This is a genomic window from Actinomadura hibisca NBRC 15177 (assembly GCF_001552635.1).
In the GTDB taxonomy this organism is placed as follows: Bacteria; Actinomycetota; Actinomycetes; order Streptosporangiales; family Streptosporangiaceae; genus Spirillospora; species Spirillospora hibisca.
The window spans coordinates 16,197-38,679 of record NZ_BCRO01000112.1; the positions used below are offsets into that span (position 1 = coordinate 16,197).

Sequence of the window (22,483 nt, forward strand, 5' to 3'; positions counted from 1 at the left end):
CGGCCGGAGCGAACGCCCCGGCGCGCACAGCTAGGGAGCACCCGCACATGTCCACTGCACACGTCATCGTCACCGTCCTCGCCGCCGCCTGGGTGGCCTTCTCCGCCTACTCGATCCTGCGCCGCGCCACCTGGGTGGTCGAGCCGCTCACCGAGTACGGCGTCCCCAGCTCGTGGTGGCCCTGGCTCGGAGCCGCGAAGGCGGCGGGGGCGGCGGGCCTGCTCGTCGGGCTGCTGGTGCCCGTCATCGGCACCCTGGCGGCCATCGGGCTGATCCTGTACTTCACCGGGGCCGTCATCACGATCGTGCGCGCCCGCTCCTACGCCCACATCCCCTACCCGCTCCTCTACCTGGTCCCGGTGGCCGCCGCCCTGGCCCTGGCGACCGCCGCCTGAGTCATGGCCGCCTGGCCACTGGTGCGAGAGTGTGATCGTGCTGGAAGAACTGAGCTATATGCCGCGGTGGCGGTGGGTGCTTGCCGCCTGCCTTCTGGTGGGGGCCGGGGTCGTCTCCTTGGCGTACGGGTGGTGGTTCGTCGGCCTCCCGCTCGTGCTCGGTGCCGTCGCCTTTCCCGTGCAGTGGCTCGTGGACCGGTACTTGACGGAGCGGCGGCTGGTGTCGTTCATGGTCCCCCACTACGGGGAGATGCTGGACGAGCACGAGTTCGACCCCCGCACCGACGACGCCACCGAGGCCATGCTCCGCGACTACCAGGAGGCGCACGACATCTACGAGCGGTTGAAGCGTCTCGGCAAGGGAGACTACGACCGGGTCAATGCTGAGCTCGATCGTGGCTACGACGCCATCGACAGGCTGGACCTCCAGTGGATCGGCAGCACCGCCGCCGGCCGGTCGAAGCGGGAAGACGGAGCGGGGGAGCCGGGCGAGCACGCGTTGCAGATCTCGGAGCGCCCCTGGGACGGGGAGCCGCTGCACGTCTTCGCCGGGCGGGGCAAGAAGGTGCTGGCCCTGCCGGAGGGGTTCGGCCGGGAGACGGTGGTGGAATTCCGCAACCTGGGGACTGAGGAGGCGGTGATCCGCCACAGGAACCGGCGGCTGGAAAGCTTCTACTGGCTCTTCAGTTGTGCCGGGGGAACGGTCGGGCGCGCGCTGCTGGTCGATAACCGGAAGGTGCCCAGCCATCTGAAGATCGAGACGCGCGGTGAATGGACCCTGGCGTTGCTCGACTTCGCGGCGGTGCCACGGTTCGTCGAAAGCCGTACCGGCCAGGGGGAGGACGTGTTCCTCTACGCCGGAGGGCCCGCGCTGGCCGAGGTGACCGCGCACAACGGCGACCACCCCGCCTACTCCTCGCTCTTCGTGCTGTCCAAGCTGGAGGCTGAGCAGCGTGACCTGCTCGCCTTCCGCAGCGGTGTCGTCCCGTTGGCCGGGCCGACGGTGCTGCGTGTGGCGGGAGAGTCGCGCTGGTCCGTGGACGTTCAGCCCCTCGACACCATCCGGTCCTTCGACCGGAAGATCGAAGGCTCGGGCAACGACGTCGTCCGGTACACCGGCCCCACCGCCCATGCCAGGTTCCGGCACGGGGAGAGGCTCAAGGTCCGGCTCCTGGACGAGGGCTTGCGGGAGATCAGGGAGATCTTCCTCCGGCACGACGACGGAGAAGTGATCGTGCTGCTGGAGCGGGGGGCCCTGCTGCACATGGGAACCGACGCGACGGGCTGGAGCATCAGCGTCGACCACTGAGCCGGTCCCGTCCGGTTTCGCGTTTCGCGTCGGCCGCCGAGCGGGGAGGCGTGGGTCCTGCCGCCTCCCCGGCATGGCGGTCTCCTGCGCGCTCGCAGGCTGCCGCCTTAGCGTTCACCTTCATTCTATTGCAACGAGCATCGCTCCTTTGTTGCATTAGCTTTCATCTCCATCGCAACAACTTTGCGGCATCAACCTGCGTAAACGCCTTTTGAATGCAAAGAGGTCCTTGCTGAATCCGTGAAGGCAACGTAGCGTTTCTCTCATCAGAAACAAGCCGCACGGAACGCGAGGAGCACCCGATGACCACCTTCAACACCCCCGCCCCCATCACCGCCAGCCTGGAGATCGCGGCCGGACGCGTGCAGTTCATCGCCGCCGACCGCGCCGACACCGCGGTGGAGGTCCGGCCCGTCAACGCCGCCAAGGGCCGCGACGTCAAGGCGGCCGAGCAGACCACCGTCGAGTTCGCCGACGGCGTCCTGCGGATCGCGACCCCGGCCAAGAACCGCCACCTGGGCCCCGCCGGTTCGGTGGAGGTGACGGTGAAGCTGCCCGCCGGTTCCCGCGTGGAGGGCAAGGCCGCCGCGACCGAGCTGCGGGTGGTGGGGCGGCTGGGCGCGGTCGACTTCGACGGCGCCTACCGCCAGGTCAAGATCGACGAGGCCGCCAGTGTCCGCCTCACCGCCACCGACGGCGACGTCGAGGTCGGACGCCTGGACGGCCCGGCCGACATCAAGACCATGCGCGGTGACATCCGCATCACCGAGGCGACCGGCGGTGCGGTGGTGCTCAACACCCAGTCCGGCGACATCTCGGTCACCGCCGCCGCGGGCGTGTCGGCCGCGCTGGACGCCCACACCAGCCTGGGCCGCGTCAGCAACGCGCTGCGCAACGACGGCACCACCGGCCTGGACATCCGCGCCACCACCACCCGCGGCGACATCACCGCCCGCACCCAGTGATCCCCGCGCCCCACACCCCCCAAGGAGCAATCGCCATGACGAACCTGGCCATAGCGGCGAGCGGACTGCGCAAGTCCTACCGCGACAAGACCGGCGAGAAGGTCGTGCTCGACGGCATCGACCTGGCCGTCCCCGAAGGAACGATCTTCTCCCTGCTCGGCCCCAACGGGGCGGGCAAGACCACCACGGTGCAGATCCTGTCCACCCTCATCGCCCCCGACGCCGGTGACGTCCAGGTCGCCGGGCACGACCTGGCCCGCAACCCCGACGACGTACGCGGCGCGATCGGGGTGACCGGGCAGTGCTCGGCGGTCGACAAGCTGCTCACCGGCAGGGAGAACCTGCTGCTGATGGCCAACCTCAAGCACCTCCCCAAGGCAGAAGGAAAGCGGAAGGCCGACGAGCTGCTGGAACGCTTCGACCTGGTCGAGGCCGCGGGCAAGCCCGCCTCCACCTACTCCGGCGGTATGCAGCGCCGCCTGGACCTGGCCATGACCCTGGTCGGCGACCCCCGCCTGATCTTCCTGGACGAGCCCACCACCGGCCTGGACCCCCGCAGCCGCCGCGCCATGTGGCAGATCGTCCGCGAGCTGGTCGCGACCGGCGTCACCATCTTCCTGACCACGCAGTACCTGGAGGAAGCCGACCAGCTCGCCGACCACATCGCCCTGCTGGACCAGGGGCGACTGATCGCCCAGGGCACGGCCAACGAACTCAAGCGCCTCATCCCCGGCGGCCACGTCACCCTGCGCTTCACCGACGAAGCCCCGCTGAAGAACGCGCTGGACGTCCTGGGCCAGGGCTTCCTGGACACCTCCGACGACGCCCGCCTCACCCTCCAGGTCCCCAACGACGGCAGCGTCGCCGCCCTGCGCGGCCTGCTCGCCCAGCTGGAGGCCGCCCGCATCGAACCCGCCGAACTCAGCGTCCACACCCCCGACCTGGACGACGTGTTCCTCACCCTCACCGGGCAGCGCAACGACCAGAAGCAGGAGACCGTCTGATGAGCACCCTCGCCCTCGCCGCCCGCGATTCCTCCACCATGATCGGCCGGCAGCTCAAGCGCCTGGTCCGCTACCCGTCCATGACCATCCAGCTCATCATCACGCCGGTCATCCTGCTGCTGCTGTTCGTCTACGTCTTCGGCGGCACACTCGGCGCGGGCCTCGGCGGAAGCGGCGGCGGCCGTAGCGCCTACGTCAACTACGTCGTCCCCGGCATCCTGCTCATGGCGGCGGCCACCGCCGCGACCGGCACCGCCGTCATGGTCGCCACCGACATGACCGAAGGCATCATCGCCCGCTTCCGCACCATGCGGATCTCCCGCGCCTCGGTCCTGACCGGCCACGTCGTCGCCAGCGTGATCCAGCAGCTGCTCGGCATGGCCGTCCTGGTCGGGATCGCCGCCGCGATCGGGTTCCGCCCGAACGCCACGGCCGTCGAGTGGCTGGCCACCGCCGGACTGCTGACCCTGTTCGCCACCGCCATCACCTGGCTCGCCGTCGCCCTGGGCCTGAAGTCCTCCACCCCCGAGGCCGCCAGCAACGCCCCCATGCCCCTGATTCTGCTGCCTTTTCTGGGCAGCGGCTTCGTCCCCACCGACTCCATGCCGACCGCGATCCGCTGGTTCGCCGAGTACCAGCCCTTCACCCCGATCATGGAGACCGTCCGCGGCCTGCTGCTGGGCACCCCGATCGGCAACAGCGCCGCCATCGCCACCGCCTGGTGCGCAGGCATCGCCCTGGTCTCCTACCTGTGGGCCAAGCACACCTTCAACAAAGCCTGACCAGCAAGGAGCACCCCCGCGCAGGGCCGTCGGACCACCAGGTCCGACGGCCCTGCACCTTTGTGGCTTCTGCGTTAGGTCCGCATCGGCAACCTTGACGGAGCAGATGCACGAACGGAGGATCGCAGCACAGTGCGCGCAAGGCCGCGCACACCGCCTGACGCGGAGGTCGCCGTGGCTCTGGAGTTCTATGGCAAGGACGACACCAGCAAGAACCAAGGCTCCCCGGCGGTCTTCATCGACCGCGTGACGGGTGAAATCGTGTTCCAGGGATGGACTGAGACGGATGCGGCCGTGCTGGCTGAGATCTCTTCGCACAGCCGTACTGCGGCGAACGAGTCGTCGGTGCGCTTGCCTGCACGCATGAAGCCGATCATCCTCAAGGCTTTGGAGGCTCTTGATGGACGCGCCCCTGACCGGCGATGACTTCGCGGCGCTTCTTGCCGCCACGACCCGTTCGGCGGTCCATCTCGAACTGCGCGACGCCTACATGGCCGACGAATCGTTCACCCGGTGGCTGAAAAGCGGCCTCGTCGAGACGGACGACTCTGATGAGTGGTGGGCGTCGATCGTCGAGGAAGCGGTTTCGAGGCGGGTCGCGGTCCGGCGGGCTCGCATCGTCTCAGAGCCTCTCTCCGATTACGCGCGCTGGCTCTGGGAGTGCACCGGGCCAGTGAACATCGCGGCCGGGGAGGAGGTGCGCTGGCTGCCGCGCCATCACACGTCCGGACTTCTTGTCCCGCCTTCTGACTTCTGGGTGTTCGACGACGAGCTGTTGGTCTGGAACCACTTCGACGGCAGGGGAGAGTGGGCGGGCAACGAAGTGCTCCGTGACCCGGATATGGCCAAGATGTGCCGAGACTCCTTTGACGCGGTATGGGAACGGGCCACCGACCATCGGGAGTACCGGCCCTCCTGAATCGTCGCCATGCCCCGGCACCCCTCGTCCGCGGTCCAGCAGGCCCGTGAAGTTCTGGCGGCGCGCCTGCGGGACGTCCGGCTTGATTCGGGCCTCTCCGCCCGCGAGGTCGCACGTGCCTGCGGCTGGCACGAGTCGAAATGCAGTCGCATCCAGTCGGGTAAGCAGGCCCTCACCGACACCGACATCAGGAGCTGGTGCCTGGCCTGTGGTGCCGATGAGCAGGTGATTTTGGACCTGATAACGGTCAATCGCCAGCTCGATGCCGCGTACGTGGAATGGCAGCGCATGCAGCGAGGCGGTTTGAAGCGCCTTCAAGAGGCCGTCATCCCCCTGTGGGATCAGACTGAGATGTTCCGGATCTATGAGCCGGGTGTGGTGCCCGGCTTTTTCCAGACTCACGGGTATGCGGCTGCGCTTCTCGGGCGAATCTCTGAATTGTTCGCGATCCCCGGAGGCGATGATGAGGCGGCGACGGCGCGTGTCGAGCGTCAACGCCTGCTCTACTCCGGTGCGCACCGCTTCGCGGTGGTCATCGAAGAGTCCGTACTGCACGCGCGTATCGGTGATCCCGCTGTCATGGCCGGACAGCTCGGTCATCTGCTCGACGTGATGTCGCTGCCGTCGGTCTCTCTGGGGATCATCCCCTTCGCGGCGGAGCGCGGCATGTGGCCTGTCGAAGGCTTCTGGATGCTGGACGACGCTCAGGTCGTCCTGGAGACGGTCTCAGCGAAGATCACTGTTCAGCGGCCGGGCGAGCTCGACCTGTACCGGCGGGCTTTCGCGGCACTCTCCGGCATGGCGGTGCACGGTGCGCCCGCGCGCAAGCTGATCACCGCGGCGATCGCCGGGTTCTGAATTGACGTGCAAGTCGACGCAAGTCCCTGGATGTGGTGGAGGGCGACTTCCTAGCGTTCTGTGCGTGGACCTTCCCGGTTCACGACGCGCGCGGCGGCAGGCCGCGCCCGAGGCTTTCGAGGAGGAAGCCGAGATGACCGTTGTTTCCGAACGCACCGCCGACGTCGTCAAGGACCCGCGCGAACTGGTCTCGCCGGAGACCTTCGGCAAGCTCGTCAGGTTCATGGTGACGCGGCACCGGGTCACCGTCCGCTACGCCGAACGGGTCATCGAGCAGACCCTGGTCTACCTCAAGGCGGTCGCCGACAATCCCGGCCTCCGGATCGTTCCCGACATCGCCGTGGACCCCGGCTGGCACTGCTTCATCGAGCACACCCACGAGTACGCCGAGTTCTGCGAGCGCGTCGCCGGGCGGTTCGTCCACCACGTCCCGATCATGATCGAGGACATCAGCTCCGGGGCGGCGATGGCCCGCACCGTTCCGGCGCTGCGGGCCACCGGGTATCGGGTGGAGATGGAATTCTGGGGCACCGGGGAGTCCTGCTGCCCGGCCAATCCATGTGTGTGAGCCGACGGGAAGGGCGTTGATGCCGCGCAGTGCGTGGGGCGACCTGCCCCAGCCGGTCAGGGACGCCGTCCAAGAGCAGGTCGGTGCGGTGGCCGGGCTCGTGCCGGCCCCTTCGGGCAACCATGCTCATATCGCGGGGACGTTGCGCGCGTCCTCGGGGCCCGTCTTCGTCAAGGGGGCGCGCAAGGAGGCCGACCGGGACGGCCCCGAGATCTGGTCCCTGCGCAACGAGGCCCGGATCAACCCGCATGTGCAGCCGTACGCGCCCCGTCTCCTGTGGACCGTGGAGGAGGCGGGATGGCTGCTGCTGGGGTTCGAGTACGTCGAGGCGCGCCATGCCGACTACACGCCGGGCTCTCCGGATCTGGCCGTCCTGACCGAGGTCCTGGAAGCGTTCCAGGCGATGGCCGCTCCTGATGCGGTCGTGCTCCAGGTGGAGCGACGCTGGCAGCCGGTCCTGGCGGACGTCTCCGCGATGGCGGGCGGCGCTCTGCTCCACGCCGACCTGAACCCCGCCAACCTGCTGATCACCCCCGAGGGCCGCGCCTGTGTCGTGGACTGGGCTTTCACCTCGCGCGGAGCCGCCTGGGTGGAACTGGCGCTGCTCATTCCCTGGCTGCTCAAAGCCGGACACAGCCCTGACCAGGTGGCCCGCTGGTCGGCGCGGTTCCCCTCGTGGGCCGGGACCGATCCGACGGCCATCGACCTGCTCGCATGGGCGTTCGCCGAGTCCTGGCGGCGGCGCAGCAGCGCCGATCCCGCAGTGCCGTGGAAGGCCGAACTGGCCGCCCTGGGACAGCAGTGGGCTGATCATCGACGGGCCCGACCTCCCGGGCGGTAAGGGCAGGCCGTCGAGCTGTTTCAACGTCGAAGGGCCCCAGCGTTGCCGGGGCCCTTCGATCATGCGGGGAGAGCGTCGCGACGCCTAGGACCGCTTGCCGGGGGCGGCGACCTTCGCCGCCGTCAGCGAGCCCCAGCCGAGGATCTGGCCCTTGCGGACGCCGAGCCGGCCCGCGTCGGTGTAGCTGCGCAGCGCCGTCACCCGGAAGCCCAGGTAGGAGTAGGTCTTCGGGTCGACGAACACCTCGTGGTGCTCCTTGCCGTCAAGGTCCAGGTAGAGCGAGACACCGCGCCGACCGGCCAGGTCATCGGCCCGACCGGCGTAGCGGACGCTCGGGATCTTGGCCAGCGCGCCGTACAGGGCGGCCCGCTGGCGCGCGGGGAACAGCGCGCCGCGCAGGTACTGCGAGACGACGTCGAAGGCGCGGGCGTCGCGCTGCGCGGCGGTCAGCGGCGCGGGCGGGGGCGGCGGGGTCTTGGTCCCGGGCTTGAGCTTGCCGCCCTTCTGGGCGCGGCTCCGGCTCTGCCGCTCCTCCGCGTCGACGATCTTCCGGATGTGGGCGAGCATCGCCGTGGCGTTGTCCGGCAGGGCCAGCAGCGTGGGGTAGTCCATGCGCAGCGGCCCCGACGGGACGAACTTGGAGCCCGAGGCCACCCGCAGCTTGCCGCCCTCCATGAAGGCGAACGCCTTCTCGTCCGTGCGTCGCCACATCTCGCGGGTGACGAGCTTGCCGGGACGGCCGAACAGCGCCGGTCCCGCGCCGCCCTCCTGCGTCGGCGCGTAGACGGACTTGAGGTAGACCCACTGGCGCGGCCCCAGCGCGCCCTCCGGGCCCCGGGCCGCGCGCTCCGCCCCCTCGGCCAGCGCGGTGACGGCCGAGACCTGGCGCACGCGCGCGGGCGGCTCGCCGCCCCCCGGCTGGACGGCGACGAGCACGCCGCCGCCGACCGCGAACGCGCCGGTCAGCGCCCCGGCCAGCAGCAGCGGACGGCGCGCGGAACGGCGCGTCGGCGCGGGCTCGCCGGACTGCACGCGCAACCGCAGCCGGGCCTTGTCGACGGCGTCGTAGGGGGCCACCTCGGGGCGGCCGTCCCGGAAAGTGGTGATCAGTTCGTCGGTGCTCATGCCTGCTCCTCGCCGGTGCTCAGGGGGTCGCCGCCCAGGAAGCGGCTGGTCTTCTTGCGGATGCGGTGCAGCCGGGACCGGACGGTCCCGACCGGGATGCCGAGCGCGTCGGCGGCCTCCTCGTAGCTGAAGTCGGCCCAGGCGATGAGCAGCAGCAGGTCGCGGTCGGCCGCCGACAGCTTCGCCAGCGCGGCGGCCAGCGCGGGCTGGAGCCGCTGCGCGGTGAGCCGGGCGTCGCTGCGCTCGGTGAAGGGCTCGCCCTCGGCGCGGCCTCCCGCGCGGGCCAGCGCGCGGTTGCGGCGCACTTCGGCGCGCTTGTGCGCGCGGATCGCGTTGGTGACGATCGCGTACAACCAGGGCCGGGCGTCGGGCCTGCGCGGGTCGTAGCCCGCGCGTTTGCGGAAGGCGGTCAGGAAGGTCTCGGCGACGACGTCCTGCGCGATCTCCGCGCCCAGCCGCCGGGCGGCGTACCGGTGGATCGCGTCGATGTGCCGGTCGAAGACCGTCGCGAACCACTCGGGCTCGTGCACCGACCGGGCCAGCACCTCGGCGTCGGACGCCTCGTCGATCTCCGACGGCGCGGTCACGTGCCTCGTCCGTTCATGGGGGTTCCTTTCGGAGGAATCACCCGTACAGGACCGAAGTGTTGGGGCGGGTTCCCACTTCCTTGGAAGTTTCTCGGATTGGCCGGACCGCGCGCGAGACTGAGCGACCTGATGAGGTCGGTCAGGCCGGTGCAGGCGCGCGCTGGATTGTTGATCTGCCTCGACGCCGAAGGGCCCCAGCGTTGGCTGGGGCCCTTCGGTAGTGCTGGGGGGAGCGGCGTCACGCCTTCCAGGCGTCCGCCTTGATGGTGGTGAGGAGGTCGCGGGCGGCGGTCAGGGGGAGGGTGAAGTGCGGTCCGTTGGGGTCCTTGGAGTCGCGGAGTCCCACCGTTCCGGCGGCCCGCCGCATCTCCACACAGTCGCCGCCGTCAGAGTGGCTCCGGCTCGCTTTGCGCCACGCGGTCGTGTAGGTCATGCGTAGCCCTCTCTTGCCTTCTCGATCTCTTCGCGGGATTCCGCCTTGATGGTGGTGAGGAGGTTGCGGGCGGCGGTCAGGGCGAGTGTGACGTGTGGGCCGTTGGGGTCCTTGGAGTCGCGAAGGCCCACCGTTCCGGCGGCTCGCCGCATCTCCACACATTCACCGCCAGTGCTGCTGCTCCGGCTCGCCTTGCGCCATTCGGTCACGGGTGGTGCTCCATCGCCTCGTGTAGCAGTTCCCGAGAGCGATCCCAGGATGCCGCTAGCGTTGATACCTGGTCGTACCGTATCGCGACATCTTGGATGTCTTTCGGGTCGAGTAGCAGACGGCCGCCCATCGGTGCCTCGACGAAACCGATGTCCCTGCCGTCCACCGTCAGGAGCCTCACGGGCCCATCGTGGCCTTGGTGAATTCCTGCGGACTTCTCCACAACGCAGATCGCCACGTTAGGGCGCTCCGTCATGGCTATCAGGTGCTCAAGCTGTTCCCGCATGATGCCGGGCCTGTTGACGGACTGCTCGATCACCGTCCAGGAAAGGATGGCCGTGAAGAGCGCCGGGGTCGAACGGTCGAATACGGCCACCTGACGGGCGAGCCGAACCTTGAGCGCCGCCTCCACCTCGTCCTCGGAGGCGAGCCCCATTCGGAGCTGTGCGCGTGCGTAGTCCGGCGTCTGGAGGAGGCCCGGAACAACGGACGGCTCCCATAGGCGTACGCGGCTCGCGTCCTTTTCAAGTTCCTGCAGACCGGTCAGCCATCCGTCATCCGTCGAGCGGGCGGAGGCGTGCCGCACGAGGAAGGAGAACAGGCCCTCGGTCTTCCATGTCGTGTCGAGAATCGTCGCATATTCGGCACTTAGCTTCCTAAGTCCGTTCTCGACTCTGGAAACTTGGGAACGTTGGCATCCCAGAATCTGCGCTAGTTGATCTCCCGTTAGTCCGTGCCGGAGGCGATAAAGACGCACCTGAACTGCAATGACGTCCCAGAGCGAGCGATTTGGATCAAGGCGGTTCTGCATGATCGTCACCGTTCCAGACGTTCCACTTCGGCTAGGAACGTAGCGAGCTTAATTCGTGAGGGCGCACTCTGTAAGCCAATTGATGAACAGCCTTCCGGAGGTGGGGACATGTTCTCCCGAGCTCGCCCGTCATGGTCTGGACGTCGGCGCGGACGCCATGCGCGCTCCGGCGGTTCGCTCCAGCCCGTCCCGTCGAGCCACCAAAACACCGGCTTCGGGCGCGTCAACCCCCGCCGCCAGGTGTTGGACGAACTCCTCGCCGCGCTCCAGCGCGCCAGCGACCTTCGCGGCGTCCTGATCTGGGACGAGACCTCGGCGCTCCGCGTGGTCGTCTCCTTCGCCGGGCGCGGCACCAGTCCCGCCGTCTCGGTGACGGCCAACTTCCTCGACGGGCGCTGGTGGTACGCCTGGGCACCGGACGGCGGCGGTCCCGGACCCGGAAGCCCGACGACGATCACGCCCGTCCAGGACAACGCCGTCCAGGAAACCCTGAACGTCTGTCGGCGCACCCTCTGGACGCTCGTCGCGTCAGGAGGACGGCCATGAAGCGCAAGCCGAACGACGACGCCCGCACGCCATCCGCCGCAAGCGCCGCGACCGTGGAACTCCGCGAAGGAGGCCACGATGAATGAGACCGAACGTGCCCTCGCCTTCCACCGCGAAGCGCTGAACGTCGCGAAAGAAGACCGGCGCTTCGTCGTGTGCGTCGTCCAGCTCGTCTACGAAGAGGCCATGCGCACGTTCGGCGTCCCCGACACGACGCGGGAGCGGGTGCGCGACTTCGCCGCGTCCGCGCTGGCACCTCTCACGCACACCGAGGACGAAAGACAACAGGGATGAGCGACGCCGAGCGCATCGCGCAGCTGGAACGCGACCTGGCCCGCCTCCAGAACGAGCGCGAAGTCTTCGAGCGCGAGGCCACCGCGTCCCAGGTGCGCGCGGCCCGTGCCGTCAGCATCGTCTTCGCCGCCTTCGACCGCGCCATGAGCGCGCACGGCTTCCTGAACTCCACGCGCCGTCAGCTCGCCGCGCTCGCCGGTGAGGAACTGACGCGCGCAGGCGAGATAGTCCGAGGCCAGGACCTCCCAGACGACGAGCCGGGGCCCTCGCCGGGCAAGGAGGGGAGCGGCGAGCGCCCCGGCCCGTCCCAACTCCCGGGGCCGGAAAGCCCCGGGTAGCGGGCGGCGGCGCCTTCCCCCGACGCCGCCACCCGCCCGAAGGCCCCCAGCGCACCACCCCCGTTGCGCTGGGGGCCTTCAACGCGGCGGGGCTTCCGCGGAAACACAAGTCCGTTCTCTCCTGACCGCGCGGCGGCCCGGGGCAAGGCCGCCAAGGAGACGTAGCCGAGCATCCTCCAGTCTGGAGAAGGCCATGGCTCTACGGTTGATCGGCGGAGACGATGGCTGAAGCCAAAGGCGGCGAGAAGCCTCGCGGCGGCGGCCTGCGGCCCCGCATCCCCGAGAACATCTGCGGGGAACGGGTCCGGGTGGCGTTGCTGGAGGCCCGGCCCGCCGGGCTGACCACCAAGCAGCTGATGGTCGCGACCGGCCTGAGACCCACCCGCGCCGCGAGATCGTCGACGCCATCCGCTACCCGGTCGACAACGGCTGCAAATGGCGCGTGCCGCCAGCCGACTTCCCGCCCTGGCGCACCGTCTATGGCTTCTTCGCTCGCTGGAGCCACCACGGGGTGATCACCCAGATCCGTGACCGGCTACGCGAACAGATCCGGCTGCGCGCCCAGCGCTGCCCGCGCCCGCCGCAACCGCCGCGACCACGAACGCCGCGCCGCCCACTCCGAAGCAATGATCACCTGGGCGGCGATCATGTTGATGACCCGCCGCCTCACCCGCAAGCAACCCGCCCAAACCGCCGCGCCCCACACGCTGGCCGCCTAGCGAATAGCCGTTTCAACAACCGGCCATACCAGGACGCCGGAAACGGCTGACCGTTGAGATCGTCCGCTTCGACCACGGCCTCCTGGCGTGCTTGCCACGCCCGCAGCCGGCACTTCGGTGAGCAGTGGACCGCATCCGCGCGCCGCCGCACACCGGCCCACACCAGCACTCCGCACACCGGGCAGTGCCTCCACGCAACCAACCTCGCTCGCCACCCGGCCGGAGTCCGCAGCCACGCCGCCGCCTCCTGCGAAATCATCGTGGCAGCCGACTTCTCCTGTTCAGCGGCACGTTTGCGCGCCCGATACGCCCGCATTCCACACGCCGCCGAACAGTACTTGCGCCGCGGCGACGACTCCCCCGGCAACCGCACGCCGCCCACCACACACTTCCGGGCCCGGCCCACGCCATGAAGCTTCCCCGAGCAGCTCCACGCCTCCTGCTCAACCCCCGGCTCCACCGGAATTCACTATTGTGACAGTGTGAACACTCTCAGTAGTCGACCGGACGCGGTCCGGGCCTTCCTGACCGCCGGCGTCGCAGCCGTCCTGTGCACCGGCACCGCCGCTCCCGCTCACGCCGCATCCATCGCGCCCGCGCCCGCGCCGGCGGCCGAGGTGTGCGCTCCCGGCAGCGGCACCCAGATCTTCAAGTCCTCCAACGGCTACACCCGCGCCCTGGCGAAGCTGTGCGCCAAGCCCGTCGCCCTGCCCGGCGGCGGCAAGGCCGTCGAGGCCACCCTGGAAGCCCGGTTCCAGTACTACTGGGGCCTGGCCTGGCACCCCGAGAAGGCCGGCGCGTGCTCGGTCACCGGCACGTTCGAGAAGCGCCGCTACAGCGGCGGCGCCCCCACGTTCGACGACCTGGGCGGCAGCTGCGGCGAAGACGGCGTCTTCCGCGACACCGTCCGCTTCCCCGCCAGCGCCGACCGCTACGTCATCTACGCCGGCGCCCACAAGAACGGCGGCTACTGGGCCAAGAACACCAAGGACTCCGCCGCCCAGGACCACAACACCAACTACATCCACATCAAGGGCCTGGCCGTCGCCGTCACCGTCCCCTGACCTGATCACCGGCACGACCACCGGCACGTCCTCCCAGTCGGCGACGATCGCCGCCGGGGCCTCCCCGGCGGCGATCACGCAGAACACGCAACTGGTCGAGTTAGCGTCACGCGAAGGCGTCACGACGTGACGGCTCCAGAACGCAAACGGCTACGCCGAACGCTATGCAGGTCAGCGCTGACAGCGTTGATCAGGGAATGGGAAACAGACACTGAGCCCGGGGTGATCCCCGGGCTGTTCCAGACCAGTGCCTATGCGACGGCGCGCATGGGGCGGTTCAACGAATTCCACGGTTTCCCCGGCGACCTCGCGGACGCCGTCGAGGCGCGGATGGAGAGACAGCGGGTCGTCCGGTCCGGAAGGCGGACGTTCGCCGTCGTCCTGGAGGAATCGGCACCGTGGTTCCGGATCGGGTCCCGCGTGATGATGCGGGAGCAGCTCGATCACTTGCGCGACGTCGCCACGTGGCCGCAGGTCTCGCTCGGGGTCATCCCCCGTGACCGGGCCCGCCGCATCTGGTCGGTGCCCACCTTCTGGATCTTCGACGGACGGCGCGTGATCACCGAGACGCCCACGGCCGAGTTGACCATCACCGCGCCGGGCGAGGTGGAGATCTACCGGCGGGTCTTCGCCGAGGTGGTCGGGCTGGACCAGCCGCTCATCACGCAGTTCGAGGACGGGCGTGCTGAGGGGGAGGGGCTGGCCACCTCGTCGTTGTCGATGCCGACCGTGGTCGTCCGGTTCCTCCGGCAACTCGACCCGTTGCCGCATGACCGGGTCCACGCCACGTGCGCGGTGTCGCGCGTCCCGCCCGCATGGATCGAGCAGACCCGGCCGGGAGGAGTGATCGTGCTTCCGTACTCGCCCGGCTTCGGGTTCGGAACCGTGCTGCGGCTCGACGTGGTCGGCGACGGCACGGCGGTGGGGCGGTTCTGCGGACTACATGCTGATGCGGTCCCAGCGTCCCGCCGCAGGGCCGCCCGACTCCTGGGGCTCGGCGGCCGGTGACCCCGCCAGGTCCCGCACGCGGCTCGACCCCCGGCCGATCCGGTACGCGCCGGTGGCCGCCGATCTGGCCATCGCGGCTCTGGTGCCGGGTGTGGTCTCGCGGTTCCACGAGGACACCGAGCCGACCGGAGAGGCGACGCTGTGGGTCCTGGACGCCACCGGCCCCGGCGGTTCCTGGGCGTCGGTGGACTACGTCCCCGGCGATCACTCCTACGAGGTCCAGCAGGCCGGGGACCGCGACCTGTGGGACGAGGTGCAAGCCGCGTACTCCCGGTGGCTGGCGTGGGGACGACCGGACATCGACCGCTTCGGCATCACCGTCACCCCTGACGGCGAACGCGTCTGGCTCGACTCGCCGGACAACCCCCTCACCCCCTGAGCCGGAGACGAATTGCGCTCGGGGCCTTCAACGCGGGCGGTCGCGTCGAGCCGGCGGGACGCGGTCGACCGCGCCGCCCGGCTCGGGGTGCCGTGGGTGCGGCGGCACCGCCACTTCGAGCAGGTCGGCGTCAGGACCGGCCAGCGCCCAGAAGCGCCGGGTACTCGCTGATGACGGCCTGCGGTCCGGCTACGCCTGAAGGCGTAGGCGGGAAGCCTCCCGCGATGGGACGACGGCGGCGGTGACCGCCTCTGACGATGGTGCGGCAGCCCACCGAAGGAGGCCGTCTCATGGCACTGCCGACACCGTCCGACGATCAGCGGTCGCGGGACCGGGCGGGACCGCCGCGCCGCGATCGTGCGGCCCGGACCGCGATCGGCCGCGCGCACGGCCGACACCGGATCCTCCTGCTCGCCACCTGTACGGCGCTGGTCCTGGCCGCCGTCGGTGACGAGGCCCCCGGCTATGACGGGCCGGGCCCCTTCATCGATCTGGCGTTGGCCGCGCTGGTGGCGCTGGCCTGGTGGCGGTGGGTCCCGCTGCTCGTCGTCGCCGCGAGCGCCTTCTTCCTGGTCGGCGGGCTCGCCACGCCCGCGTTCGCGACCCGGCTGACCCAGCCGGACCACGTCCTGGAATTCACCGCCGGGTGGCTGCAGATGCTCGGCTTCGCCGCCGCCGCCGTCTTCGCGCTGGCCTCGGCCGTCCACGCCCGCCGCGCCTCCCGCTGACCCCACCGTGAAGGAACCGATCATGCTCTCTCTGAGCCGCCGCACGCTCCTCTCGCTCGCCGGTCTGCTCGTCGGCATCGCGGGCCTGGTCATCCAGTGGATCGCCGACCCGGACAAGTTCGCCGACGCCCTGTCGTCCTTCGTCGTCGTGCCGCCCGGCATCCTGTTCATCGCCGTGGCCGGTCTGCTGACGCTGCTCACCGCCCGCTGGTGGTGGCACCCGGTCTTCGGGGTGCTCATCGCGTTCTGGATCGTCGGTGTCGGCACCCTGGCGGGCCAGCTGACGCCCAACCTGACCTCCTCCAACGCGGGCACCGTGACCGGCAACGTCGTGATGGCCGCAGGTCTTGCCTTCGCCTTCGTCGTCGGCATCCTGAGCATGATCGAAGCCCGCCGCGCCCGCCCGGCGGGCACTGATCGTCCACAGCACGCGAACCCGCCGACCGCGCCCCGCGACTCCTAGGCCGTGCCCGGCGGTGCTTCAGCGCTGGGCGGTCGCGTCGAGCAGGCTGCTTACGTGGGCCAGGATCGGGGTGCGCAGCGTCGGCAGGTCGGTGTGTTCGTTCGTCGCCACCTTGCCGCTGACCAGGCTCGCTATCCCGCCGACCAGCATCAGGCCGGTGAAGTCCGGGTCCGGCAGCGCCTGCCAGCGTGGGTCTTCGTGCAGGGCCTCCGCGATCAGTTCCACGAAGCGGCGTTGTACCGCGAAGCGGTGGGCGGTCGCGTCCGGGCCCACCGCGTAGATCTCCAACAGGAACGTCCGCGAGCGCGCCGCGTCGGCCGCCAGGCCGTCCAGGTAGGCGGCCAGCATCCGGTCGAACCGGGCCAGCGGCGCGCTGACCGGTTCCTCCGCCGCCGAGGCCACCACGTCGATCATCAGGGCGGCGGCCAGCGCGTAGGCGGCCAGGAAGCAGTCCTGCTTGTCGGTGAAGTGCTCGTGCCCGAGGCGCGCGGGTAGTCGGCGACCCAGATGGGACGGCCCAGCGCCATGGCCTTGCCGCCCAGCCCGTTGCCGCGCCGCACCGTCAGTCCGGTCAGGGAGTCGGTGGTGTTGCCGACCAGTTCGGTGATGCGCATCCGCTCCGAGTCGCCCATGGCCCCGCCGAACACCATGGGCAGGCCGGTGCGGCGGTGCAGCGTCAGCACCGCCGAACGGACCGCGCCGGCGTCGTCACCCATGCCAGCAGGATGCCGCGCGCGCCGCCCGCGCGGAAGGGAAAGCGGTGATCCGGGTCACGCGTGTTCGGTCGCGGCGGCGTCGCCCAGGCCCAGGATCTCCACCGCCTCGGCGCGCATCTGCACCTTGCGGACCTTGCCGGTGACCGTCATCGGGAACTCGTCCACCACGTGCACGTAGCGCGGGATCTTGTAGTGCGCCAGGCGTCCGGCGCAGAAGGCGCGCAGCGCGTCGGGCGTGAGCGGCGCGGCGCCCTCGCGCAGCCGCACCCACGCCATCAGCTCCTCGCCGTACTTGGCGTCGGGCACGCCGATGACCTGCGCGTCCACGATGTCGGGGTGGCTGTAGAGGAACTCCTCGATCTCGCGCGGGTAGACGTTCTCGCCGCCCCGGATCACCATGTCCTTGATGCGGCCGGTGATGTTGACGTAGCCCTGCCCGTCCATGACGGCGAGGTCGCCGGTGTGCATCCAGCGCGCCGCGTCGATCGCCTCGGCGGTCTTGTCGGGCTCCTCCCAGTAGCCGAGCATCACCGAGTAGCCCCGGGTGCAGAACTCGCCGGGCACGCCGCGCGGCACCGTCGCCCCGGTCGCCGGATCGACGATCTTGACCTCCAGGTGCGGGTGCACGGTCCCGACGGTGGACACCCGGCGCTCCAGCGAGTCGCCCGCGCGGGTCTGCGTGGACACCGGCGAGGTCTCGGTCATGCCGTAGCAGATGGTCACCTCGGCCATGCCCAGCCGGTCGACGACCTGCTTCATCACCTCCACCGGGCACGGCGACCCCGCCATGATCCCGGTGCGCAGCGAGGACAGGTCGTGCTCGGCGAACGACGGCTCGTTGAGCACCGCGATGAACATCGTCGGCACCCCGTAGAGCGACGTGCACCGCTCGGCGGCCACCGCCTCCAGCGTGGCGCGCGGGTCGAAGGCGGGCGCGGGGATGACGACGCACGCGCCGTGGCTGGTGGCCGCGAGGTTGCCCATCACCATGCCGAAGCAGTGGTAGAAGGGCACCGGCACGCAGACGCGGTCCTCCTCGTCGTAGCCGCACAGCTCGCCGACGAAGAACCCGTTGTTCAGGATGTTGTGGTGCGAGAGCGTCGCGCCCTTGGGGAAGCCGGTGGTGCCGCTGGTGTACTGGATGTTGATCGGGTCGTCGGTGCTGAGCGTCGCGCCGATCTCGTCCAGGCGGGCGCGGTCCCCGGCGCGGCCGGTGGCGAGCAGGGCGTCCCAGGCGTCGCCGCCGAGCAGCAGGACGTCGGCCAGGTCCGGGCAGTTCGGCCGCACCTGCTCGATCATCGCGGCGTAGTCGGAGGTCTTGAACTCCGGCGCGGCGACCAGCGTGCGGACGCCCGCCTGGTTGAGGACGTACTCCAGCTCGTGCACCCGGTAGGCGGGGTTGATGTTGACGAGGATCGCGCCGATGCGCGCGGTCGCGTACTGGACCAGCACCCATTCGGCGCAGTTGGGGGCCCAGATGCCGACCCGGTCGCCGGTGGCGACGCCGAGGTCGAGCAGGCCGAGCGCGACGGCGTCCACGTCGGCGGCGAGCTGGTCGTAGGACCAGCGGCGGCCGGTCGCGCGCTCGACCAGCGCGTCACGGTCGGGGAAGGCGGCGGCGGTGCGGGCGAAGTTCGCGCCGATGGTGTCGCCGAGCAGCGGCTTGGCGGAGGTGCCGGAGGCGTAGGACGGTTCGGTCATCGCAGGTCCTCTTCACGGAACTCGCCGGTGGGGCGGGCGTCGGCGTCGGGGTGCTTGTCCAGCTCGCTGGCGCGCAGCTCCACGCGCCGGATCTTTCCCGAGATCGTCTTGGGCAGCTCGGCGAACTCCAGCAGCCGCACCCGCTTGTAGGCCGACAGTTGCGCGCGGCTGTGCTCGAAGATCGACGCGGCGGTCGCGGCGACCGGCTCCCACCCGGCCGCCAGCGTGACGTACGCCTTGGGCACCGCGAGCCGCACCGGGTCCGGCGACGGCACCACCGCCGCCTCGGCGACCGCCGGATGCTCGATCAGCACGCTCTCCAGCTCGAACGGCGAGATCTTGTAGTCGGACGCCTTGAACACGTCGTCGGCGCGGCCCACGTAGGTGATGTAGCCGTCGGCGTCGCGGGAGCCGATGTCGCCGGTGTGGTAGCGGCCGCCCGCCATGGCCTCGGCGGTGCGCCCGGCGTCGCCGTGGTAGCCGGTCATCAGGCCGAGCGGGCGTTCGCGCAGGTCGAGGCAGATCTCGCCCTCCTCGCCGGGCTCCCCGGTGAGCGGATCGACCAGCACGATGTCGTAGCCGGGGACGGGACGTCCCATCGAGCCGGGCTTGACGGGCTGGCCGGGCGTGTTGGCGATCTGGACCGTCGTCTCGGTCTGCCCGAAACCGTCGCGGATCGTCACGCCCCACGCCTGCCCGACGCGCTCGATCACCTCGGGGTTGAGCGGCTCGCCCGCCGCGACGACCTCGCGGGGCGGCGTGGACAGGGCGGCCAGGTCGCTCTGGATCAACATCCGCCAGACGGTGGGCGGCGCGCAGAAGCTGCTGACCTCGCAGCGCTCCATCTCGCGCAGCAGGCGGTCGGCGTCGAAGCGCGTGTAGTTGAAGATGAAGACGCACGCCTCGGCGTTCCAGGGCGCGAAGACGTTGCTCCAGGCGTGCTTGGCCCAGCCCGGCGAGGAGATGTTGAGGTGCACGTCGCCGGGGCGCAGGCCCAGCCAGTACATCGTGGACAGGTGCCCGACGGGGTAGGACGCATGGGTGTGCTCGACGAGCTTGGGCTGCGCGGTGGTGCCGGAGGTGAAGTAGAGCAGCAGGGTGTCGTCGGCGCGGGTGGCACCGTAGGGGTGGAACGGCTCGTCGGAGGCGTACGCGTCGTCGTAGCGCAACCAGCCGTCCACGGGCTCGCCGACGGCGATGCGCGTGAAGTCCCCGCCCAGCCCGGCGAACTTGCCGGTGTCCGCAGAGCCCGTCACGACGTGCCGGGCCCTTCCCCTCGAAATGCGGTCCGCGAGGTCCGCCGGGCCGAGCAGGGGGGTGCAGGGGATCAGGACCGCGCCGAGCTTCATGGCGGCGAGCACGGTCTCCCAGAGCTCGACCTGATTGCCGAGCATGAGGACGACGCGGTCGCCGCGCTCGACTCCGGCGGCGCGCAGGTGGTTGGCGACCTGGTCGGAGCGGCGGGACAGGTCGGCGAAGGAGTAGCGGGCCTCGGAACCGTCCTCCTCGACGATCCAGAGCGCGGGCTTGTCGTTGTCCTCGGCGACGCGGTCGAACCAGTCCAGCGCCCAGTTGAACCCGGTGAGGACGGGCCAGCGGAACTTCTCCCGGGCCGTCGCGTAATCGTCACGATGGGCGAGCAGGAAGTCGCGCGCCGCCCGGAACTCGACTGCGGGCATGGGGTCGTCCTCCTTGGTGGGAACCGCTGGGTGGGTGGTGTCGGTCGGCACCGTTAGGAGGATCGTTAGCCAGGTCACACCGTCGCGCCACCCCCGGATGGGGGTAGGGGGCGGGGTTGGGGGACGGCTTTGGGGCGGGCTTGGGACTGGAGGGGCGGGGGTGCACTTTGCGACTCGCGTTCCGCCCCCGCGCCCTGCATCCGGCCGAAGGTTCTAGCGCAGGCGGTGGCGTAGCTCGGTCGCCAGCTCTGTGGCCGTGTCGAGCAGGGCTTCGGTGAACTCTTGGGTGGCGGGTGTGGCCTCTGGGCGGCGCACGATCGTTGTGGGACGTACCGCCGCTGGATGGTCGATGCGCGTCAGCGCCACCGTTGGCGGCACCATCGTCACCGCGAGCCCTGGCACCACTGTGACGCCCAGACCGGCGGCGACGAGACCGAGTTTGGCGGTCCAGTCCCGTGCGACGAACGCCACCTGCGGATCGTCGCTCCAGGTGCCGAGCAGCGTCGAGGCCGGGTCGGCGCTGCCTGCGATCCATTGCTCGTCTCGTAGCGCTTGCGGAGGCACCGCCGTTTCGCCCGCCAACGCGTGCGCGCGGGGGAGTGCCACTAGCAACGGGTCGTCTACCAGCGGAAGCAGGTCGATGCCGTCGGGTGCGTTGGGCGGGGCCACGACCACCGCCAGATCGAGACGGCTCCGGGCCACCGCCGCCGCCAGGCGTGCGCTCAGCCCTTCACGCAGCGGTACTCGTACACGTGGTGAGGCGGCGATCGCTCGTGGCACCAGCGCAGCCATCGCGGTAGAGAACGCGCCCACCCGCACACGCTCGGGCCGCTCGCCGAGATCGCTGAGCCCCGCACGCGCGGCGTCCAGTTCGGCCAAGACGGTTTCGGCGTGCCGGAGCACCACCCGCCCGGCCTCGGTGACCCGAACACCACGGGCCTGCCGCTCGAACAACACCCGCCCGGCGGCCTGCTCCATCAGCGCGATCTGCCGGGACACCGCCGACTGCGTGTAGCCGAGGCGCTCGGCAGCGGTGGAGAACGAGCCGTGCCGAGCCGCCTCGCGGACCACGCGCAGGCCGACGACGGTGAACTCACCCATGCGAAACCTCGATATCAACCATGCGAGACAGTCGTTTGTAGCATGCCTTTAGTGTTGCCTAGCCTCCTCCATATGAGTGCAGAAGAGAACAGCAAGCTGCTTCAGGAGATCTTCGAGCAGATGGCGCAGGGCAACGGGCGCGCCCTCAGCGACGCGATGAGCGACGACTTCCGCTGGATCTTTCCGGGGTCGTGGTCATGGTCAGGGACGTGGGGACCGAAGGAGAGGGTTGTCCACGGGCTGCTGCGACCGCTGATGGCGCAGTTCAGCGACTACCGGGTTGAGGCTGAACTGATCCTGGCGGAGGGGGACCGGGTTGTTGTTCAGGCTCGGGCTACGGCTACGACCACGCGGGGTGAGTCCTATCCGCAGACGTACTGTTTTGTTTTCCGGGTGGCTGGGGGACGCCTTACTGAGGTGGTTGAACACTGCGATACCTCTTTGGTCGAACGTGTTCTGGAACCTCTTGTGGGGGGTGGCACGTCCTGAGGGGTTACGCTCTGGCCTCGTGTGGGGTGCCAGATCAACCCTTTCGGCCTGGCGCTCCGTGCGTGACCGACAACCCCGGCCCCGTGCTCCGCGCGTGGCCAACAGTCCAAATCCCGCATTCCGCTTCTAACTCTGCGCTTTGCGTTAAGCCTGCGCTCCGCGTTAAGCCTGCGCTCCGCGTTAAGCCTGCGCTTCGCTTCAAGCCTGCGCTCCGCTTCAAGCCTGCGCTTCGCTTCAAGCCCACGCTCCGCGCCAAGCCCACGCTCCGCTTCAAGCCCGCGCTCCGCGCTAAGGGCACGCTCCGCGCCAAGCCCGCGCTCCGCGCTACTACCTCAGCCCGCGCTGCGCGCGTGACCGACAACCCCGGCCCCGTGCCCCACGCATGACCAGCGACCTCAGCCCGCGCCCCGCACCCGACCAACAACCCCAGCCCCGTGCCCGAACCATCCCG

Annotated in this window: 30 protein-coding genes and 1 pseudogene; 21 read left to right on the plus strand and 10 right to left on the minus strand. The window is 70.0% G+C overall.

Annotated features, from left to right (window positions below):
- Positions 1–47: 47 nt before the first annotated feature.
- The 10 genes from AH6_RS37920 (at position 48) to AH6_RS37965 (ending at position 7,641) form a co-directional block, all read left to right on the plus strand.
- Entirely contained in the window at positions 48–395 is a 348-nt protein-coding gene (locus tag AH6_RS37920) for a DoxX family protein (protein WP_067490386.1), read from the plus strand.
- Positions 396–432: 37 nt separating this feature from the next.
- Complete coding sequence (locus AH6_RS37925; protein WP_157431963.1) at positions 433–1,704, plus strand: hypothetical protein; 1,272 nt, start codon at positions 433–435, stop codon at positions 1,702–1,704.
- Between the two features lie 302 nt (positions 1,705–2,006).
- Positions 2,007–2,669 (plus strand): DUF4097 family beta strand repeat-containing protein, encoded by a 663-nt coding sequence (locus AH6_RS37930; protein WP_067490394.1) that lies wholly within the window; start codon positions 2,007–2,009, stop codon positions 2,667–2,669.
- A 35-nt stretch (positions 2,670–2,704) separates the two neighbouring features.
- Positions 2,705–3,673 carry an ATP-binding cassette domain-containing protein gene (locus tag AH6_RS37935; RefSeq protein ID WP_067490396.1) on the plus strand — a complete coding sequence of 323 codons (969 nt, stop codon included), beginning with the start codon at positions 2,705–2,707 and terminating at the stop codon, positions 3,671–3,673.
- Positions 3,673–4,455 carry an ABC transporter permease gene (locus AH6_RS37940; RefSeq protein WP_067490399.1) on the plus strand — a complete coding sequence of 261 codons (783 nt, stop codon included), beginning with the start codon at positions 3,673–3,675 and terminating at the stop codon, positions 4,453–4,455. The genes AH6_RS37935 and AH6_RS37940 overlap by 1 nt, the downstream gene beginning before the upstream one ends.
- 174 nt (positions 4,456–4,629) lie before the next feature.
- The gene (locus tag AH6_RS37945; protein WP_067490402.1) at positions 4,630–4,881 is read left to right on the plus strand and encodes a hypothetical protein; all 252 of its coding nucleotides are present in this window, start codon (positions 4,630–4,632) and stop codon (positions 4,879–4,881) included.
- The gene (locus tag AH6_RS37950) at positions 4,856–5,374 is read left to right on the plus strand and encodes a DUF6879 family protein (RefSeq protein WP_067490405.1); all 519 of its coding nucleotides are present in this window, start codon (positions 4,856–4,858) and stop codon (positions 5,372–5,374) included. Before AH6_RS37945 ends, AH6_RS37950 begins: the two co-directional genes overlap by 26 nt.
- A 9-nt stretch (positions 5,375–5,383) precedes the next feature.
- Positions 5,384–6,232, plus strand: coding sequence for a helix-turn-helix domain-containing protein (locus AH6_RS37955; RefSeq protein ID WP_067490408.1), 849 nt, complete (start codon positions 5,384–5,386; stop codon positions 6,230–6,232).
- Positions 6,233–6,365: 133 nt separating this feature from the next.
- Positions 6,366–6,800 (plus strand): glycine-rich domain-containing protein, encoded by a 435-nt coding sequence (locus AH6_RS37960; protein ID WP_067490410.1) that lies wholly within the window; start codon positions 6,366–6,368, stop codon positions 6,798–6,800.
- Between the two features lie 19 nt (positions 6,801–6,819).
- Positions 6,820–7,641: a phosphotransferase gene (locus AH6_RS37965; RefSeq protein WP_067490413.1), complete on the plus strand. Its 822-nt coding sequence runs from the start codon at positions 6,820–6,822 to the stop codon at positions 7,639–7,641.
- An 84-nt stretch (positions 7,642–7,725) separates the two neighbouring features.
- On the opposite strand, the gene AH6_RS37970 is transcribed toward AH6_RS37965, so the two are convergent.
- From AH6_RS37970 to AH6_RS37980, 5 genes are all read right to left on the minus strand, one after another.
- Positions 7,726–8,766 (minus strand): CU044_5270 family protein, encoded by a 1,041-nt coding sequence (locus AH6_RS37970; protein WP_067490416.1) that lies wholly within the window; start codon positions 8,764–8,766, stop codon positions 7,726–7,728.
- Complete coding sequence (locus AH6_RS37975; RefSeq protein WP_067490419.1) at positions 8,763–9,353, minus strand: RNA polymerase sigma factor; 591 nt, start codon at positions 9,351–9,353, stop codon at positions 8,763–8,765. Before AH6_RS37975 ends, AH6_RS37970 begins: the two co-directional genes overlap by 4 nt.
- Before the next feature lie 238 nt (positions 9,354–9,591).
- Positions 9,592–9,786, minus strand: coding sequence for a DUF397 domain-containing protein (locus AH6_RS43155; protein WP_083983858.1), 195 nt, complete (start codon positions 9,784–9,786; stop codon positions 9,592–9,594).
- On the minus strand, positions 9,783–9,995 hold the full coding sequence (locus AH6_RS43160) for a DUF397 domain-containing protein (protein WP_083983859.1): 213 nt from the start codon (positions 9,993–9,995) through the stop codon (positions 9,783–9,785). The genes AH6_RS43155 and AH6_RS43160 overlap by 4 nt, the downstream gene beginning before the upstream one ends.
- Positions 9,992–10,807, minus strand: a complete 816-nt coding sequence (locus AH6_RS37980) for a helix-turn-helix domain-containing protein (protein ID WP_245679646.1) — start codon at positions 10,805–10,807, stop codon at positions 9,992–9,994. Before AH6_RS37980 ends, AH6_RS43160 begins: the two co-directional genes overlap by 4 nt.
- Positions 10,808–11,050: 243 nt before the next feature.
- On the opposite strand from AH6_RS37980, the gene AH6_RS37985 reads away from it, so the two are divergent.
- The 10 genes and pseudogenes from AH6_RS37985 (at position 11,051) to AH6_RS38025 (ending at position 16,346) form a co-directional block, all read left to right on the plus strand.
- Positions 11,051–11,353, plus strand: coding sequence for a hypothetical protein (locus AH6_RS37985; protein WP_067490424.1), 303 nt, complete (start codon positions 11,051–11,053; stop codon positions 11,351–11,353).
- 78 nt (positions 11,354–11,431) lie between these two features.
- A complete protein-coding gene (locus tag AH6_RS37990) occupies positions 11,432–11,647 on the plus strand; it encodes a hypothetical protein (protein WP_067490425.1) in 216 nt (71 codons plus the stop codon).
- Positions 11,644–11,985, plus strand: a complete 342-nt coding sequence (locus AH6_RS37995; RefSeq protein WP_067490428.1) for a hypothetical protein — start codon at positions 11,644–11,646, stop codon at positions 11,983–11,985. Before AH6_RS37990 ends, AH6_RS37995 begins: the two co-directional genes overlap by 4 nt.
- A 367-nt stretch (positions 11,986–12,352) precedes the next feature.
- Positions 12,353–12,538 (plus strand): annotated as a pseudogene (locus AH6_RS46325) (transposase); the annotation flags it as partial.
- A complete protein-coding gene (locus AH6_RS46330; protein ID WP_067490431.1) occupies positions 12,513–12,704 on the plus strand; it encodes a hypothetical protein in 192 nt (63 codons plus the stop codon). The pseudogene AH6_RS46325 and the gene AH6_RS46330, both read left to right, overlap by 26 nt.
- 482 nt (positions 12,705–13,186) lie before the next feature.
- Positions 13,187–13,768 carry a hypothetical protein gene (locus tag AH6_RS38005; protein ID WP_067490437.1) on the plus strand — a complete coding sequence of 194 codons (582 nt, stop codon included), beginning with the start codon at positions 13,187–13,189 and terminating at the stop codon, positions 13,766–13,768.
- Between the two features lie 222 nt (positions 13,769–13,990).
- A complete protein-coding gene (locus AH6_RS38010) occupies positions 13,991–14,776 on the plus strand; it encodes a DUF5753 domain-containing protein (protein ID WP_067490439.1) in 786 nt (261 codons plus the stop codon).
- On the plus strand, positions 14,718–15,155 hold the full coding sequence (locus AH6_RS38015) for a hypothetical protein (protein ID WP_067490442.1): 438 nt from the start codon (positions 14,718–14,720) through the stop codon (positions 15,153–15,155). The genes AH6_RS38010 and AH6_RS38015 overlap by 59 nt, the downstream gene beginning before the upstream one ends.
- A gap of 290 nt (positions 15,156–15,445) precedes the next feature.
- Entirely contained in the window at positions 15,446–15,883 is a 438-nt protein-coding gene (locus tag AH6_RS38020; protein ID WP_218006023.1) for a hypothetical protein, read from the plus strand.
- A 22-nt stretch (positions 15,884–15,905) separates the two neighbouring features.
- On the plus strand, positions 15,906–16,346 hold the full coding sequence (locus AH6_RS38025; RefSeq protein ID WP_067490445.1) for a hypothetical protein: 441 nt from the start codon (positions 15,906–15,908) through the stop codon (positions 16,344–16,346).
- Between the two features lie 18 nt (positions 16,347–16,364).
- Here the strand turns inward: AH6_RS38025 and AH6_RS38030 are convergent, their stop codons facing one another.
- From AH6_RS38030 to AH6_RS38050, 5 genes are all read right to left on the minus strand, one after another.
- Complete coding sequence (locus AH6_RS38030) at positions 16,365–16,760, minus strand: hypothetical protein (protein WP_067490453.1); 396 nt, start codon at positions 16,758–16,760, stop codon at positions 16,365–16,367.
- Positions 16,760–17,062 carry a hypothetical protein gene (locus AH6_RS38035; protein ID WP_067490455.1) on the minus strand — a complete coding sequence of 101 codons (303 nt, stop codon included), beginning with the start codon at positions 17,060–17,062 and terminating at the stop codon, positions 16,760–16,762. Before AH6_RS38035 ends, AH6_RS38030 begins: the two co-directional genes overlap by 1 nt.
- A 54-nt stretch (positions 17,063–17,116) precedes the next feature.
- Complete coding sequence (locus AH6_RS38040) at positions 17,117–18,763, minus strand: AMP-binding protein (protein ID WP_067490456.1); 1,647 nt, start codon at positions 18,761–18,763, stop codon at positions 17,117–17,119.
- Complete coding sequence (locus AH6_RS38045) at positions 18,760–20,442, minus strand: AMP-binding protein (protein ID WP_067490469.1); 1,683 nt, start codon at positions 20,440–20,442, stop codon at positions 18,760–18,762. The genes AH6_RS38040 and AH6_RS38045 overlap by 4 nt, the downstream gene beginning before the upstream one ends.
- Before the next feature lie 213 nt (positions 20,443–20,655).
- The gene (locus AH6_RS38050) at positions 20,656–21,543 is read right to left on the minus strand and encodes a LysR family transcriptional regulator (protein WP_067490457.1); all 888 of its coding nucleotides are present in this window, start codon (positions 21,541–21,543) and stop codon (positions 20,656–20,658) included.
- A gap of 72 nt (positions 21,544–21,615) precedes the next feature.
- On the opposite strand from AH6_RS38050, the gene AH6_RS38055 reads away from it, so the two are divergent.
- Positions 21,616–22,032 (plus strand): nuclear transport factor 2 family protein, encoded by a 417-nt coding sequence (locus tag AH6_RS38055; RefSeq protein WP_067490460.1) that lies wholly within the window; start codon positions 21,616–21,618, stop codon positions 22,030–22,032.
- Positions 22,033–22,483: the final 451 nt, after the last annotated feature.

Coding starts and splice junctions, on each gene's coding strand:
- AH6_RS37920 (WP_067490386.1), top strand. CDS start 48: ATGTCCACTGCACACGTCATCGTCACCGTCCTCGCCGCCGCCTGGGTG.
- AH6_RS37930 (WP_067490394.1), top strand. CDS start 2,007: ATGACCACCTTCAACACCCCCGCCCCCATCACCGCCAGCCTGGAGATC.
- AH6_RS37935 (WP_067490396.1), top strand. CDS start 2,705: ATGACGAACCTGGCCATAGCGGCGAGCGGACTGCGCAAGTCCTACCGC.
- AH6_RS37940 (WP_067490399.1), top strand. CDS start 3,673: ATGAGCACCCTCGCCCTCGCCGCCCGCGATTCCTCCACCATGATCGGC.
- AH6_RS37950 (WP_067490405.1), top strand. CDS start 4,856: ATGGACGCGCCCCTGACCGGCGATGACTTCGCGGCGCTTCTTGCCGCC.
- AH6_RS37955 (WP_067490408.1), top strand. CDS start 5,384: ATGCCCCGGCACCCCTCGTCCGCGGTCCAGCAGGCCCGTGAAGTTCTG.
- AH6_RS37960 (WP_067490410.1), top strand. CDS start 6,366: ATGACCGTTGTTTCCGAACGCACCGCCGACGTCGTCAAGGACCCGCGC.
- AH6_RS37965 (WP_067490413.1), top strand. CDS start 6,820: ATGCCGCGCAGTGCGTGGGGCGACCTGCCCCAGCCGGTCAGGGACGCC.
- AH6_RS37970 (WP_067490416.1), bottom strand. CDS start 8,766: ATGAGCACCGACGAACTGATCACCACTTTCCGGGACGGCCGCCCCGAG.
- AH6_RS43155 (WP_083983858.1), bottom strand. CDS start 9,786: ATGACCTACACGACCGCGTGGCGCAAAGCGAGCCGGAGCCACTCTGAC.
- AH6_RS37980 (WP_245679646.1), bottom strand. CDS start 10,807: ATGCAGAACCGCCTTGATCCAAATCGCTCGCTCTGGGACGTCATTGCA.
- AH6_RS37990 (WP_067490425.1), top strand. CDS start 11,432: ATGAATGAGACCGAACGTGCCCTCGCCTTCCACCGCGAAGCGCTGAAC.
- AH6_RS37995 (WP_067490428.1), top strand. CDS start 11,644: ATGAGCGACGCCGAGCGCATCGCGCAGCTGGAACGCGACCTGGCCCGC.
- AH6_RS38015 (WP_067490442.1), top strand. CDS start 14,718: ATGCGGTCCCAGCGTCCCGCCGCAGGGCCGCCCGACTCCTGGGGCTCG.
- AH6_RS38020 (WP_218006023.1), top strand. CDS start 15,446: ATGGCACTGCCGACACCGTCCGACGATCAGCGGTCGCGGGACCGGGCG.
- AH6_RS38025 (WP_067490445.1), top strand. CDS start 15,906: ATGCTCTCTCTGAGCCGCCGCACGCTCCTCTCGCTCGCCGGTCTGCTC.
- AH6_RS38030 (WP_067490453.1), bottom strand. CDS start 16,760: ATGATCGACGTGGTGGCCTCGGCGGCGGAGGAACCGGTCAGCGCGCCG.
- AH6_RS38035 (WP_067490455.1), bottom strand. CDS start 17,062: ATGGGTGACGACGCCGGCGCGGTCCGTTCGGCGGTGCTGACGCTGCAC.
- AH6_RS38040 (WP_067490456.1), bottom strand. CDS start 18,763: ATGACCGAACCGTCCTACGCCTCCGGCACCTCCGCCAAGCCGCTGCTC.
- AH6_RS38045 (WP_067490469.1), bottom strand. CDS start 20,442: ATGCCCGCAGTCGAGTTCCGGGCGGCGCGCGACTTCCTGCTCGCCCAT.
- AH6_RS38050 (WP_067490457.1), bottom strand. CDS start 21,543: ATGGGTGAGTTCACCGTCGTCGGCCTGCGCGTGGTCCGCGAGGCGGCT.
- AH6_RS38055 (WP_067490460.1), top strand. CDS start 21,616: ATGAGTGCAGAAGAGAACAGCAAGCTGCTTCAGGAGATCTTCGAGCAG.